The sequence below is a fragment of the Nocardia lasii genome (assembly GCF_042658545.1).
In the GTDB taxonomy this organism is placed as follows: Bacteria; Actinomycetota; Actinomycetes; order Mycobacteriales; family Mycobacteriaceae; genus Nocardia; species Nocardia lasii.
The window spans coordinates 781,752-796,053 of the sequence record NZ_JBHSQN010000001.1; the positions used below are offsets into that span (position 1 = coordinate 781,752).

Consider the following 14,302-nt stretch of genomic DNA (forward strand, 5'->3'; position numbering starts at 1 on the left):
CTTTCACCGCGAAATCGCGCATCTTCGGACGGAAGCTCGCGCGGTCGTCGGCGCACGGCCGCCTGACGCGCGAAACGCTGACGGCGGTACGCGCGGCACGACGCTGACGCGCTCGCTGGGGATGCTGACTCGCACAGCATCACCAGCGATGCGCGAGACGTTGACCGGGCGCGGGCGGCCCGTGCGGTCGGGCACGCGGCCGTCGCGCCTGGCGACCGACGAAGCAGACAGGGGCCGACCGGGCCGACGAGACGAAACCGGCGTAATCGCGCACCTTGCTCCGCCTATCGAGACGAGGCGAACGCGCGATTACGCCGGTCAGAACGCCCCTACCCCGCGAGCAACTCCCGACCCGGAATCGCCTCGAGCAGCGCCCGCGTGTACTCCTCGCGCGGCGACGCGAACACCTCGTCGGTCGTCGCGGCCTCCACCACCTTGCCCTGTCGCATCACCAGCACGTTGTCCGCGATCTGCCGGACCACGGCCAGGTCGTGGGTGATGAACAGATACGTCAGGCCGAGTTCGGCCTGCAGGTCGTTGAGCAGGGTGAGGATCTGGGCCTGGACCAGCACGTCCAGCGCCGAGACGGCCTCGTCGCACACCACCATCTCCGGCGAGAGAGCCAGCGCGCGGGCGATCGCCACGCGCTGACGCTGCCCGCCGGACAGCTCGTTGGGGTAGCGCTGCAGGACCGTGGACGGCAGTGACACCTTGTCGAGCAGGTCGCGCACGACCGCGTCGCGTTCCTTGGGCGTGCCGATCTTGTGGACCCGCAGCGGTTCCTCGATCGTGCGGAAGATCGAGTACATCGGATCGAGCGAACCGTAGGGGTTCTGGAAGATCGGCTGCACCCGACGCCGGAACGCGAAGGCGCCCTTGCGATCCAGCTTCGCCACGTCGCTGCCGTCGAAATCGACGGTGCCCGAGGTGGGTTCGAGCAGGCCGAGCACCATCTGCGCCACCGTCGACTTGCCGGAGCCCGACTCGCCGACGATCGCGGTGGTGGTGCCGCGACAGACCGAGAAACTCACGTCGTCGACGGCGACGAAATCGGCCGACTGCCACGGCCGCTTGCCGCGAATCTTGAACGACTTGGACAGGTTTCGCACATCGAGCACCGTGTCCGGCAGCTCCTCGGCGACCTTCTCCGCGGTCTCGACGGCCCGCTCCCGAACCTCGGCCCGCTGACGCGAGGACGACATCCGCGACGCCGCCAGCGACGGTGCCGAGTTCACCAGCTTCTTGGTGTAGGCGTGCTGCGGATCCCGCAGGATCTGCAGTGCCGGACCGGATTCCACCACCTTGCCGCGATACATCACGACCAGGTGCTCGGCGCGTTCGGCGGCCAGGCCCAGGTCGTGGGTGATCAGCAGCACCGCGGTGCCGAGCTCGGTGGTGAGCTTGTCGAGATGGCCGAGGATCTGGCGCTGCACGGTCACGTCGAGAGCCGAGGTGGGCTCGTCGGCGATCAGCAGCTTCGGTCGGCACGACAGCCCGATCGCGATGAGCGCGCGCTGGCGCATACCGCCGGAGAACTCGTGCGGGTACTGGTTGACCCGGCGTTCGGCATCGGCCATGCCCGCCTCGGCGAGCAGCTCGATCGAGCGCTTGCGCGCCTCCTCGCCCTTGGCGACGCCGTTGGCCACCAGGGTTTCCCGGATCTGGAAGCCGATCTTCCACACCGGGTTGAGGTTCGACATCGGGTCCTGGGGAACGAGACCGATGCCGTTGCCGCGCACCGCCACGATCTCCTTCGCGGTGGCCTTGGTGAGGTCCTTGCCGTCGAAGGTGATGGATCCGCCGGTCACCTTGCCGGTGCCGGGCAGCAGGTCGATGATCGCGTGCGCGGTCGTCGACTTGCCCGAGCCGGACTCGCCGACGATGGCGACGGTCTGGCCCGGGTAGACGGTCAGGTTGACCCCGCGCACGGCGGGCACCTGCTTGCCGTCGGAGGTGAAACTCACGTCCAGGTCACGGATTTCGAGCAGCGGCTTCATCGGGTGCGCTCCTTCGGGTCCAGCGCGTCGCGCACCGCGTCACCGAGCATGATGAAGCTCAGCACGGTGATCGCCAGCGCACCGGCCGGGTAGAACAGGATCGGCGAGGTTCGGATCTCGTTCTTGGCGCGGTCGATATCGGCGCCCCACGCCACGATGTCCGGCGGCAGCCCGACGCCGAGGTAGGACAGCGTCGCCTCGGTGACGATGAAGACGCCGAGCCAGATCGTGGCGACCACGATCAGCGGACTCGCCGAGTTCGGCAGCACGTGCCGCATCAGCGTGCCGAAGCGCGACACACCCAATGCCTTGGCGGCGGTGACGTATTCGCTGTTCTTGGCTTCGATCACCGCGCCGCGCGTGATGCGCGCGGCCTGTGGCCAGGTGAAGGCGACCAGGATCGCGATCACCGTCGTGATCCCCGCAGGCCGCAGCAGCTGCAGCAGCACGATCGCGGCCAGCACCATCGGGATGGCGTAGAAGATCTCGGCGATACGCGAGACGATCGTGTCGAGCAGGCCGCCGTAGAAGCCGGAGATCGCGCCGAGCACGCCGCCGACCAGCAGGAACAGGATGGCCGAGCCGATGCCGACGGTCACCGAGGCGCGCGCGCCGTAGATGGTGCGCGCGAAGACGTCACAGCCCTGCTTGTCGAAACCGAACGGGTGACCCGCGCGCGGGCCGTCCATGCCGAACTCGCCGAGGCACTGGCGCGGGTCCTGGCTGGTGAACAGCGAGGGCCACACGACCACGAGCATGACGAACGCGATCAGCACCACCGAGACCAGGAACACCGGGTTGCGGCGCAGCCGTCGCCAGGCGTCGCCCCAGATGCTGGTGGGCGAGCCCGCATCGACCACGCGGTCGGTGGCCAGCACCTCCACCTCGTCGGCGGGGGCTACGAAATGCTGTTGGTTGTCATGCATAACGAATCCTCGGGTCCAGCGCGGCGTAGAGCAGGTCGATCAGCAGGTTGGTGAGCAGAAACAGCACCACCAGCACCGTCACGAACGACACCACCGTCGGCGGCTCACCGCGGATGATGGCCTGGTACATGGTTCCGCCGACGCCGGGGATGTTGAAGATGCCCTCGGTGACGATCGCGCCCGCCATCAGCGACCCGAAATCGGCGCCGAGGAAGGTGACGACCGGGATCATCGAATTGCGCAGAATGTGCACGCTCACCACTCGACGACGGCCGAGGCCCTTCGCCGTGGCGGTGCGAACGAAATCGGCGGACTTGTTCTCCGCCACCGAGTTTCGGGTCAGCCGCAGCACATAGGCGAAAGACAGCGAACCGAGCACGAAGGCCGGTACGATCAACTCGCCGATACTCGCTTTACCCGTTACGGTGACAGGAGCGATACCCCACTTCACCCCGAGCAGGAACTGAGCGAGGTAACCGACGACGAACACCGGCAGCGCGATGATCACCAAGCTCGCGATCAACATGGTCGAATCGAACAGTTTGCCCTTGCGCAGACCGGCGATCAGACCGAACACGATGCCGAAGAAGCCCTCGATCAACACCGCGAGAAACGCGAGTTTGATCGTGATCGGGAAGGCACGCTCGAGTTCGTCACGGACCGGGCGCCCCGAGAACGAGGTGCCGAAATCCAACGTGACGATGCCCTTCAGGTAATGCAGGTACTGCACGATGAAGGGTTGATCGAGGTGGTATCGAGCCCGCAGGACCGCCTCGGCCGCGGGGGTGAGCTGTTTCTCGCCCGCCAGCGCCTTGATCGGGTCACCCGGAATCAGGAATACCATCGCGTAGATGAGTAGCGTCGCGCCCAGGAATACCGGGATCATCTGCAGCAGACGCCGTAAAATGTACCAAGCCATCATTTCCTCCGAAAACGACGGGGGCCGAGCCACTTTCGAGTGACTCGGCCCCGCAGTCGAGTTCTACTTCTCGATGTTCTCGAAGTCGAACAGGCCGTTCCAGCCGAGCTCGGCCTTGGTGACCTTGTCGGAGATACCCGCGGCGGCGACATAGTCGAACACCGGGATGTCGACCATTTCGGCGAGCATGATCGTCTGTGCTTGCGCGATCAGCTTGTAGGACTCCGCGTTCGACGGTGCGGCCAGCGCGGCGTCGAAGAGGCGGTCGACCTCGGGGTTGTTGTAGCTGACGTTGTTGGTCTCGGAGTAGCTGTAGTACTGCGATCCGAGGAACTGCATCATCGTCGGGTAGTCGCCCTGCCAGCCGTAGCGGAAGGCCGTGCCGATGGTCTTGTCGTTGACCGCGTCGCGGATGTTCTTGAACGTCGGCATCGGGGTGGCGACGGCGTCGATACCCAGGGTGTTCTTCACGCTGTTGGCCACCGCTTCGATCCAGGCCTGGTGGCCGCCGTCGGAGTTGTAGGTGATGGCGTACTTGCCCGACCACGGAGCGATGGCGTTGGCCTGCTCCCACAGCTTCTTGGCCTGGTCAGGGTTGTAATCCAGCGCTTCCGAACCCGGCAGGTTGGCTTCGAAGCCGGGCAGGGTCGAGGCGGTGAAATCGCGCGCGGGGGTACGCAGACCGTTGAAGATCTTGTCCGCGATCTGCGGGCGGTTGATCGCCATCGAGATGGCCTTGCGACGCAGCACGCCTTCCTCACCGGCGAAATGCGGCACGGTGGTCTGGATGCCGATGTGCTGGTTCTGCGCGGTCGGCTTGGTGATCGCTCGATCGCCCAGGTCGCTCTTGTAGGTGGTGAGCGCGCTGTCGGGAATGGTGTCGAGGGAGTCGAGGTTGCCGGCCTGCAGATCCGCGTAGGCGGTGTCGTAGGACTGGTACATCACGAACCGGATGCCCTTGTTCTTGGCCGGACGGCCACCGGGGTAATCCGGGTTGACCTTCAGATCGATCTTGACATTGTGCTCCCACGTTTCGAATGCGTAGGGGCCGTTGCCGATCGGGTTCTCACCGAACGCCTGCATATCCTTGAACGCGGCCTCGGGCAGCGGGTAGAACGGGGCGTAACCCAGAGCGTTCTCGAAATCGATCGAGGGCTCTTTCAGGTCGATGGTGAAGGTGCGGTCGTCGACGACCTTCAGACCCGACATGGTCTTGACGGTCGCCTTCTCGGCGCTCACTTCGTCGAATCCGGCGATGGGGCTGTACACGTAGCTCTGCAGCTGCGCGTTCTCCGCGGCGGCGCCGTAGTTCCACGCGTCGACGAACGACTTCGCGGTCACGGTGGTGCCGTCGGTGAACTTCCAGTCCGGCTTGAGGGTGATCTTGTACGACTTGCGATCGGCCGTCTCGATCTTCTCGGCCATCTCGTCATGGGCTTCACCATTGGCGTCGTAGTACTTCAGCCCGGCGAACAAACGGTCGACGACGCGTCCACCCATGTTCTCGTTGGTGTTGCTCGGCACCAACGGATTCTGCGGCTCACCCGCATTGGTGGTGACAATGCTCGAATCGGCACTGTCGTCGGACGACGAGCACGCGGTGAGACCGAGGCTTGTGGCCGCCAATCCCGCCGCGACCAGCGCGGTCGCTCTGATGAATCTCAACGCTTACTCCCGGTTCAATTCCGTGGCTAACGATCGGAGATTAGCGGCTCCGGCACGATTTCGCATCAATCCGAGCAGCTTGCACTTCACATGTATCGATACGGTTACTCGGTGGAAACGCAGGAAAATTTGCCGGACCCCTCGCGTCCAGCAGAAAAATATGAACAAATATCGGGACCTTCGGCCGGTCGGTCAATGAAAAACGATAGCCCGTGACGGCCGCCGCTGTGGCCGAAGTCATCGGATGAACTACCCCCGTTGACCACCGAGAATCATCGTTGAGATATCGGTCACCCAGGGGCTGGTCCGTTGGCTACGCTCGAGCGTGCCGGGCCGCGACCCGACACCCGAACCGACCGCACCGCCACACGTGAGGCTGAATCGACATGACCGAAACCGCTGCCGGACATCAGGACTCGTACCCGCCGAGTGCCGCGTTCGCCGCCGCCGCCAATGCCGACGCCGCCCTGTACGACCGTGGCGACACCGATCGCGACGGATTCTGGGCCGAACAGGCCCGTCGACTGCACTGGCACACCCCCTTCACCGAGGTGCTGGACTGGTCGAACGCCCCGGTCGCGCGCTGGTTCGGCGACGGCGAGCTCAACGTGTCCTACAACTGTGTCGACCGCCACGTCCTCGACGGCCACGGCGACCAGATCGCCATCCACTGGGAGGGCGAGCCCGGCGACTCGCGCGCCATCACCTACCGCGAACTGCTCGACGAGGTGTCGCGCGCGGCCAACTACCTGACCGAACTCGGCCTGGCGGCAGGCGACCGCGTGGCGATCTACATGCCGATGGTGCCCGAGGCGATCGTGGCGATGCTCGCGTGCGCGCGGCTCGGGCTCACGCACTCGGTGGTGTTCGCGGGCTTCTCGCCCAGCGCCCTGCGCCAGCGGGTCGACGACGCGCAGGCCCGGCTGATCATCACCACCGACGGCCAGTGGCGCCGCGGCAAACCGGCACCGCTCAAGGAGGCCGTCGACGAGGCGCTCGCGGCCAAGGGCGACGTGCCGTCCTCGGTGGAGCACGTGCTGGTGGTGCGCCGGGTCGGGACCGAGGTGCCGTGGACCGACGGGCGCGACGTGTGGTGGCACGAGACCGTGGCCGCCGCCTCCCCCGAACACGAGGCGCGGCCCTTCCCCGCCGAGCACCCGCTGTTCATCCTCTACACCTCCGGCACCACCGGTAAGCCCAAGGGCATCCTGCACACCACCGGCGGCTACCTCACCCAGGCCGCCTACACCCACCACAACGTCTTCGATCATCAAGCCGGACAGGATGTTTACTGGTGCACCGCCGACATCGGCTGGGTGACCGGGCACAGCTACATCGTCTACGGGCCGTTGGCCAACCGCGCCACCCAGGTCGTCTACGAGGGCACGCCCAACTCCCCCACCGAACACCGCCACTTCGAGATCATCGAAAAGTACGGCGTCACCATCTATTACACGGCGCCGACGCTGATCCGCACGTTCATGAAGTGGGGGCGCGAGATCCCCGACGCACACGATCTGAGCACCCTGCGCCTGCTGGGCTCGGTCGGTGAGCCGATCAACCCCGAAGCCTGGCGCTGGTACCGGGACGTGTTCGGCCGCAACGACATTCCGATCGTGGACACCTGGTGGCAGACCGAGACCGGTGCCATCATGATCTCGCCGCTGCCCGGCGTCACCGCGGCCAAGCCCGGCGCCGCGATGGGTCCGCTGCCCGGCATCTCGGCCAAGGTCGTCGACGACGAGGGCAAGGCGGTCCAGCTGGGCGAGACCGAGGCCAACGGGTACCTCGTCCTCGACAAGCCCTGGCCGTCGATGCTGCGGGGCATCTGGGGCGATATGGACCGCTACCGCAGCACCTACTGGGAGCGCTACGCCGAGCAGGGGTGGTACTTCGCCGGTGACGGCGCCAAACTCGACGCCGACGGCGACCTGTGGGTGCTCGGGCGCGTCGACGACGTCATGAACATCTCCGGGCACCGGATCTCCACCGCCGAGGTCGAATCCGCGTTGGTCGGGCATCCGGCCGTCGCGGAGGCCGCGGTGGTCGGGGCCACCGACGCCACCACCGGGCAGGGGATCGTCGCGTTCGTGATCCTCACCGGTGAGGCGGCGGGCTCGGCCGGACCGGAGCTGGTGGGTGCGCTGAAGGCGGAGGTGTCCAAGGAGATCAGCCCGATCGCCCGGCCCCGCGAGATCCACATCGTGCCGGAACTGCCCAAGACCCGCAGCGGCAAGATCATGCGGCGCTTGCTGCGCGACGTGGCCGAGGGACGCGAACTCGGCGACACCTCCACGCTGGTCGATCCGGGCGTCTTCGAGGCGATTCGCGCCGGCAGCGACTGAGGCGTGCCCGGTCGACGACGCCCGCTGTCGTCGACCGGGTCCGTTAGGATCGCGGGCAGAGGTGTGCCGGGAAGTCTGGTCGGCATGCGGGTTGCGCATCCGCTGAGATGAGCGCCCGCAGCTGTGTCGACCTCTGCCGAAAGGCTTGCCCTTGATCACGCGCGTCCGCTCCGAGCTCTCCCGATACCTACGCACCGAGACAGTCGGCGGTGCGCTGCTGCTCGTCGCCGCGGCCGTGGCCCTGATCTGGGTGAACTCGCCGTGGGGCGCGAGTTATCAGACGCTGATCGACACCCACCTCGCGATCGCGCCGCTGCACTTGGACCTCACCCTGGCCGACTGGTCCAAGGACGGGCTGCTGGCGATCTTCTTCTTCGTCGCCGGACTCGAACTCAAACGCGAGTTCGCGGTCGGCGAGCTGGCCGATCCGAAACGGGCCGCGCTGCCCATCGTCGCCGCCGTGGGCGGTGTCATCACCCCGGCGGTCATCGCGCTGGCGATCGGCCACGGCGTGCCGGGGATGGATCGCGGGTGGGCCATCCCGGTCGCCACCGATATCGCCTTCGCGCTGGCCGTGCTCGCGCTCACCGGCTCCCGGATTCCGACCAGCGCGCGGGTGTTCCTGCTCAGCCTGGCCGTGGTCGACGATCTGCTCGCGATCGTGCTCATCGCGGTGCTGTTCACCGCCTCGCTGTCGATGCTGTGGCTGGCCGCCGCGCTCGCCTGCTGCGCGGCCTGGGCGCTTGCCCAGAAGCTGCGCCTGCACACCCCGCTGTTCTACCTCCCGGTCGCGCTGGTGTGCTGGTACGCGCTGCACGAGGCCGGAATCCACCCGACGCTGGCCGGGGTGGCGCTCGGCCTGCTCACCCGGGTTCGCAAGGACCCCGGCGAACACACCGCGCCCGCCACCCACCTCGAGCATGTGGTGCAACCGATCTCGGCCGGATTCTGCGTGCCGATCTTCGCGCTGTTCGCCTCCGGCGTGCCGCTCGACGGCGCCGTGTTCGGATCGTTGTTCACCGACCGACTCGCCCTCGCGATCATCGGCGGACTGCTGCTCGGCAAGACCATCGGAATCTTCGGCGTCAGCTGGGTCATGATCAGGCTCGGCTGGGCGAAAAGACCGGCCGGACTGGAAAATCGCGACATGTTCGCCCTGTCGGTCCTCGGCGCGATCGGATTCACCGTTAGCCTGCTCGTGGCGGAACTCGCGCTCGCCGAGGTCGGCACCGACGCCATCGAACTCGCCAAGGCCGCCGTGCTGATGACGTCGATGGCAGCATCGCTGATCGGATCGGCGCTACTGTTGCGCCGAGGACGTGTGCACCAGGCGCGCCGCGATGCAGACCAGTTACCACAGGGAGAAGGGTCGACGAAGTGAGTTACACCCAAGGCGGAAATGACGGTCGGACGGTCACTTCGATCCCGTTGACCGACGCCAATCCGCCCGGATCGGCGAGCATCGGCAGCCTCGTGCGCGATGCCACCGAGCAGATGTCGACCCTGGTGCGCGCCGAGGTCGCACTGGCCAAGGCCGAGGTCACCGGCGAGATCAAGAAGGGGCTCACCGGCAGCGTCTTCTTCATCCTCGCGCTGGTGGTGCTGCTGTTCAGCTCGTTCTTCTTTTTCTTCTTCGTCGCCGAACTGCTCGACACCTGGCTGTGGCGGTGGGCCGCGTTCCTGATCGTGTTCTTGCTGATGGTCGTCGCGACGGTGGTGCTGGCGTTGCTCGGTTGGCTCAAGGTGCGCAAGGTGCGCGCGCCGGAGAAGACCATCGACTCGCTCAAGCAGTCGGCCGAAGTGCTGCCCGCCGCCTTCGCCCATCGCGACGGAACCGACGCGCCCTCGGCCATCGGATCGCGAGGCTCGGGTGCCGCCTCGCTGGAGAAGTCGAGCAAACGATGACGCGCCGGGCGGGCCCGGTCGCGACAGCCCGACCCGCCCACTAGGCTCGATCGGCGTGTCGTCCAATTCATTCCCGGATCCCTCCAGCGTCCGCTTCGACGGACCGTGGACCCACCGGGACGTGCACGCCAACGGAATCCGTTTCCATGTCGTCGAAGCCGACGGCCCGGAACGCGCCGAGGCGCCCCTGGTGCTGCTGCTGCACGGCTTCGCCGACTTCTGGTGGTCGTGGCGCCATCAGCTGACCGCCCTCGGCGATCACGGGTATCGCACCGTGGCCGTGGATCTGCGCGGCTACGGCGATACCGACAAACCGCCGCGCGGCTACGACGGGTGGACCCTCGCCGGTGACATCGCCGGCCTGATCCGCGCGCTCGGGCACACCGAGGCCACCCTCGTCGGCCATGCCGAGGGCGGGCTGGTCTGCTGGGCCACCGCGGTGCTGCATCCGCGCCTGGTTCGTTCGATCGCGCTGGTGAGTTCGCCGCATCCGGCCGCGCTGAAGAGCGCGGTGCTGCGCGACCCCGCGCAGCGCGCGGCCTGGCTGCCGGAGTTCCTGCGCTACCAGCTGCCGCGCTACCCGGAGAACCTGCTGACGCGACGCGGCGGGGCCGAGGTGGAGCGCCTGCTCGATGAGCGGGTCGGTGAATCCTGGTCCGGCGGTGCGGAATTCGTGGAGACGGCGTCGCGGATGCGCACCGCGATCCGGATTCCCGGGGCCGCCCACAGCGCCCTGGAATACCAGCGGTGGGCGTTTCGCAGCCAGTGGCGGCCCGACGGCAAACGCTTCATGGCGACCATGCGCACCCCCATCGACATCCCCGTGCTGATGCTGCGGGGCGAGCAGGACCGGTACCTGCTCGACGCGACCTTCCAGCGCGGCGAGACGTGGTCACCGAACCGAACCCTGGTCACCATCCCCCGCGCGGGCCATTACGCGCACCAGGAGAACCCGAGCCGGGTCAACGAGGTACTCACGACCCGCTGGCGCGAACAGAACGGCATCAGCGGGTCACCCCACGACGATCTGGTCTCGCCGTAGGCGTCGAGAACCGTTCGGTCAGCTCAGAACGCAGGCGCCGGTGTCGACGGCCGTGCTGCTCGGGGCGGCGGCGGCCAGTTCGCCGGAGACCTCGTTCAGCGTCAGGACGTAGCCGGTGTCGTCGTCGGTGACGGCGGCGCCGAAGACCACGCCGAGCAGTTTGCCCTCGGCGTCGACCAGCGGGCCGCCGGAGTTGCCCGCGCGGACCTGGCCGCGCACCGTGTAGACCTCGCGCTCGACGGTGCCGTCGCGGTGGATGGTCGGGCCGGTGAGGTCGAGGGTCTCGCGCACGCGGGCGGCGCTGGCCGTGTACGGGCCGCCGCCGGGGTAGCCGAGCACGATCGCGCTCTCCCCCGAACTCGCGGGCACGGGCGCCCGTTCCAGGACGGGCGCGGCCAGACCGGGCACGGCCAGGACCGCGATGTCCTTGGACGGGTCGAACAGGACCACGGTGGCATCCAGCGCGCCGCGCGCGGTATCGACCGCCACAGTGGTGGTGCCGGCCACGACGTGCGCGTTGGTCATCACGCGTTCGGGCGCGACGATGAAGCCCGACCCCTCGAGCGCGCGCTGACAACTCGGCGCGGTGCCGCGGATGCGCAACACGCTCTGCTGCAGCGAGGCCGCGACCGGGCTGGACAGCACGCTCGGGTCCGGCGGTTCGACCGCGGCGATGGGCGCGCGACCGAAGGGCCCGATCACATTGGGCAGCCCGGAGGTGTCGAGGAGCTTGGAGAACTCGTTGGGCACCTTGCGCAGCCAGTCCGGCGCCACCGAGTTCACATCGGCCAGCACCCGGGAGCCATTGATCGCGGCGGCCACGGCGGGCTGGGAGGCGGTGGCCAACGGCAGCGCCAGCAACCAGGCCGCGACCAGCACGGTCACCGCCTGCAACACCGCGCCCACCACACTGTCGACACCGCGCGCCACCGGCTGCCGAATGCTCGTGCGGGCCGCGCGGCCCAGCACCATGCCCGCGACCTCGCCGACGATCACCAGCAGCACGATCAACAGGATGCCGCCGAGCAGCCGGCTGCGCCCCTCGCTGAGGTGCTGCAGGATGTGCGGCGCGATCAGAATGCCCGCGACCGCGCCCAGCGCGACACCGAAGAACGCCAGCGCCGACGCCACCGCGCCCTGCCGCCACCCGGTGGAGGCCGCGACCAGCGCGATCAACACCACGGCGATATCGAGCCATACCGAGGCGGTCATGCTGTCACCTCGCTGCCGCGCAGCTCCGGTACAGCCGCCATCCGCCGCTCGCTCACAGGGTCATTCCGACCGCAGCCAGCGAACTCTCCAGGTCACGCACGTCGCCCCGATCCCAGTTTCTTTCCCACCCAGCCGATTTGATGATTCCGGCGAGGATACCGCCGGTGAGGCCCCAGACCAGCATCCCGTCGACGCCGAACGCGGGGCTCTGGTAGCCGAGACTGCCACGGACCATGAATCTGTGCGCGGGATCGAGCAATTCGGCCAGCGGTACGCGCACCACCCGTTCGGTTTCGCCCTGGTCGACGACGCGGACCGGGCTGGGTGCTCGCCAGTAGCCGAGCACCGGGGTGACGTCGAACTTCGACGGCGGAACGAACAGCGTGGGCAGCAGCGCGAACGGTTGGACGCCTGCGGGATCGAGTCCGGTCTCCTCCACGGCCTCGCGCAGCGCGGTGCCGACCGGGCCGTCGTCGCCGGGATCCTCGGCGCCACCGGGGAAGGCGATCTGGCCGCGATGCTGGCGCATGGTCGAGGCGCGCTGGGTGAGCAGGACGTCGGCGTCGGCGGGCAGGCCGCCGGGGGCGTTCTCGTCGGGCTCGGCCGAACCGCTGATGAGCACGAGAACGGCGGCGCGGCGGGGCTTTCCGGTGATGGACATGGCCCGACGCAGCGCGCGGGAGGTGGCGAGGGTGTCGTCGGCGTCGGGGCCGCCGGACCTGATCGCGGTCCGCAACCAGGACGGCACGTCGGAATCGTCGAGTCTCACTGCCTCGTTCACGCCATCGCCTTCGATCCGTCCGCCACCATCACGTCTTCTGTCATACCGTGACCCCGAGCTTCGCGGATACCGTATCGGCGATGTCGGTCACGTCGGCAAAGGTACGCACCTCCACGCTCGCGATGGTGCCGTCGGCGCGCACCAGCACCGAAACGGGCAGCACCGCCGGTGCGCCGACCACACCGCGCACGGCGGCCTGCGGATCCTCGACGCCGGGCAGGGTGATGCCGAGGCCGGCCAGCCGCGACAGCGCCTTGGCCTCGTCGGGGTCGCTGTGCACGGTCATGACCGTGAGTTCCGAACCCGCGCGCTGCGCGAATTCCTGCAGGTGCGGCAGCTCGACCGCGCACGGGCCGCACCAGTAGGCCCACAGATTGAGCAGGGCGGGCCTGCCCGCCAGCGCGACGCCGAGGTCGACCGGCTCGCCGTCGGCCAGGCAGCTCACCCCCAGCCCGACCAGCGGCCCCGAGACGGGCGCGAAGGTGGGCATCGGCGGCGGACACGGCGCCGACCCGGCCGCCGCGCGCTGCTCGGGCGACACGCCCGAGGCCCGCGGCGATGTCGGGACCACCGGGCCCGCGGTCCGCGAACTCTCGCGCGGCCACAGCGCCACCGTGGCCGCGAGGACCAGGATCACCGCCGCGAGCACCCACCGCACCGCCGGACGACCCAGCACCGAGGAACCGCTCACAGCCCCACCATGTTCAGCAGGTGCTCACGCTCCGGGCCCTTCACCAACTCCGCGGCGACGGCCGGATCCGTGGGCCCGAGCCCGAAGGAGGGACAGTCGGGGGCGAGCACGCACGCACCGCAGGCCGGCTTGCGCGCATGGCACACGCGGCGGCCGTGGAAGATCACCCGGTGCGAGAGCATCGTCCAGTCCTTGCGCTCGAACAGCGCGCCGACGGCGTGCTCGACCTTGACCGGATCCTCCTCCTCGGTCCACTTCCACCGACGCACCAACCGACCGAAATGGGTGTCGACGGTGATGCCGGGAACACCGAAGGCATTGCCGAGGATCACGTTGGCCGTCTTGCGCCCGATCCCCGGTAATTTCACCAATTCGTCCAGGGTGTGAGGCAATTCACCGTCATATTTTTCGACGAGGGCCTGACCGAGCCCGATCAGCGAGGTGGTCTTGTTGCGGAAGAAGCCGGTGGCCCGGATGTATTCCTCCAGCTCGGCGCGGTTGGCCTGGGCGTAGGCGCGCGCGCTGGGGTACTTCGCGAACAGGGCCGGGGTGGTGAGATTGACCCGCACGTCGGTGCACTGGGCGGACAGGATCGTGGCGACGGCCAGTTCCAGCGGCGTGGTGAAGTCGAGCTCGCAGTGCGCGTCGGGGAAGGCCTCGGCGAGCGTGCGGTTGATCCGGCGGGCGCGCCGGACGAGGCCGATCCGCGTTTCCGCAGCTATCGCACGGTTCTTGCGCTTGCGAGCAGCGCTGATACCGGTGGGGACAGCGGCCGTTTCCACGGCCGAATCGGCATCGCCTGCGGCGGCGGAGGCTGCG

The 14,302-nt window shown here is 68.0% G+C and carries 12 protein-coding genes; 4 read left to right on the plus strand and 8 right to left on the minus strand.

Annotation, left to right across the window (positions count from 1 at the left end; translation table 11 throughout):
* Positions 1-329: 329 nt before the first annotated feature.
* The 4 genes from ACFP3H_RS03650 to ACFP3H_RS03665 all read right to left on the minus strand — a co-directional run bounded on the left by ACFP3H_RS03650 (position 330) and on the right by ACFP3H_RS03665 (position 5,507).
* Positions 330-1,997, minus strand: coding sequence for an ABC transporter ATP-binding protein (locus tag ACFP3H_RS03650; RefSeq protein WP_378599455.1), 1,668 nt, complete (start codon positions 1,995-1,997; stop codon positions 330-332).
* A complete protein-coding gene (locus ACFP3H_RS03655; RefSeq protein WP_378599458.1) occupies positions 1,994-2,923 on the minus strand; it encodes an ABC transporter permease in 930 nt (309 codons plus the stop codon). Before ACFP3H_RS03655 ends, ACFP3H_RS03650 begins: the two co-directional genes overlap by 4 nt.
* Positions 2,916-3,842 (minus strand): ABC transporter permease, encoded by a 927-nt coding sequence (locus ACFP3H_RS03660; protein WP_378599462.1) that lies wholly within the window; start codon positions 3,840-3,842, stop codon positions 2,916-2,918. Before ACFP3H_RS03660 ends, ACFP3H_RS03655 begins: the two co-directional genes overlap by 8 nt.
* A gap of 63 nt (positions 3,843-3,905) precedes the next feature.
* The gene (locus ACFP3H_RS03665; RefSeq protein ID WP_378599465.1) at positions 3,906-5,507 is read right to left on the minus strand and encodes a peptide ABC transporter substrate-binding protein; all 1,602 of its coding nucleotides are present in this window, start codon (positions 5,505-5,507) and stop codon (positions 3,906-3,908) included.
* A gap of 386 nt (positions 5,508-5,893) precedes the next feature.
* Between ACFP3H_RS03665 and acs the strand changes: the two genes are divergently transcribed.
* From acs to ACFP3H_RS03685, 4 genes are all read left to right on the plus strand, one after another.
* Positions 5,894-7,852: an acetate--CoA ligase gene (acs, locus tag ACFP3H_RS03670; protein ID WP_378599468.1), complete on the plus strand. Its 1,959-nt coding sequence runs from the start codon at positions 5,894-5,896 to the stop codon at positions 7,850-7,852.
* 151 nt (positions 7,853-8,003) lie between these two features.
* Complete coding sequence (nhaA, locus tag ACFP3H_RS03675; protein WP_378599471.1) at positions 8,004-9,233, plus strand: Na+/H+ antiporter NhaA; 1,230 nt, start codon at positions 8,004-8,006, stop codon at positions 9,231-9,233.
* Entirely contained in the window at positions 9,230-9,757 is a 528-nt protein-coding gene (locus tag ACFP3H_RS03680) for a phage holin family protein (RefSeq protein WP_378599474.1), read from the plus strand. Before nhaA ends, ACFP3H_RS03680 begins: the two co-directional genes overlap by 4 nt.
* Positions 9,758-9,812: 55 nt before the next feature.
* Entirely contained in the window at positions 9,813-10,799 is a 987-nt protein-coding gene (locus ACFP3H_RS03685; RefSeq protein ID WP_378599477.1) for an alpha/beta fold hydrolase, read from the plus strand.
* An 18-nt stretch (positions 10,800-10,817) separates the two neighbouring features.
* Here ACFP3H_RS03685 and ACFP3H_RS03690 read toward each other — a convergent pair whose 3' ends face one another.
* The 4 genes from ACFP3H_RS03690 to nth are packed head-to-tail and all read right to left on the minus strand — an operon-like array spanning position 10,818 to position 14,238.
* Positions 10,818-12,011, minus strand: a complete 1,194-nt coding sequence (locus ACFP3H_RS03690) for a MarP family serine protease (protein WP_378599480.1) — start codon at positions 12,009-12,011, stop codon at positions 10,818-10,820.
* 52 nt (positions 12,012-12,063) lie between these two features.
* Positions 12,064-12,792, minus strand: a complete 729-nt coding sequence (locus tag ACFP3H_RS03695) for an NUDIX hydrolase (RefSeq protein ID WP_378599483.1) — start codon at positions 12,790-12,792, stop codon at positions 12,064-12,066.
* Between the two features lie 40 nt (positions 12,793-12,832).
* Positions 12,833-13,483, minus strand: a complete 651-nt coding sequence (locus ACFP3H_RS03700) for a TlpA family protein disulfide reductase (protein WP_378599486.1) — start codon at positions 13,481-13,483, stop codon at positions 12,833-12,835.
* The gene (gene nth, locus ACFP3H_RS03705; protein WP_378599674.1) at positions 13,480-14,238 is read right to left on the minus strand and encodes an endonuclease III; all 759 of its coding nucleotides are present in this window, start codon (positions 14,236-14,238) and stop codon (positions 13,480-13,482) included. The genes ACFP3H_RS03700 and nth overlap by 4 nt, the downstream gene beginning before the upstream one ends.
* Between the last annotated feature and the right edge of the window lie 64 nt (positions 14,239-14,302).

Coding starts and splice junctions, on each gene's coding strand:
- ACFP3H_RS03650 (WP_378599455.1), bottom strand. CDS start 1,997: ATGAAGCCGCTGCTCGAAATCCGTGACCTGGACGTGAGTTTCACCTCC.
- ACFP3H_RS03655 (WP_378599458.1), bottom strand. CDS start 2,923: ATGCATGACAACCAACAGCATTTCGTAGCCCCCGCCGACGAGGTGGAG.
- ACFP3H_RS03660 (WP_378599462.1), bottom strand. CDS start 3,842: ATGGCTTGGTACATTTTACGGCGTCTGCTGCAGATGATCCCGGTATTC.
- acs (WP_378599468.1), top strand. CDS start 5,894: ATGACCGAAACCGCTGCCGGACATCAGGACTCGTACCCGCCGAGTGCC.
- ACFP3H_RS03690 (WP_378599480.1), bottom strand. CDS start 12,011: ATGACCGCCTCGGTATGGCTCGATATCGCCGTGGTGTTGATCGCGCTG.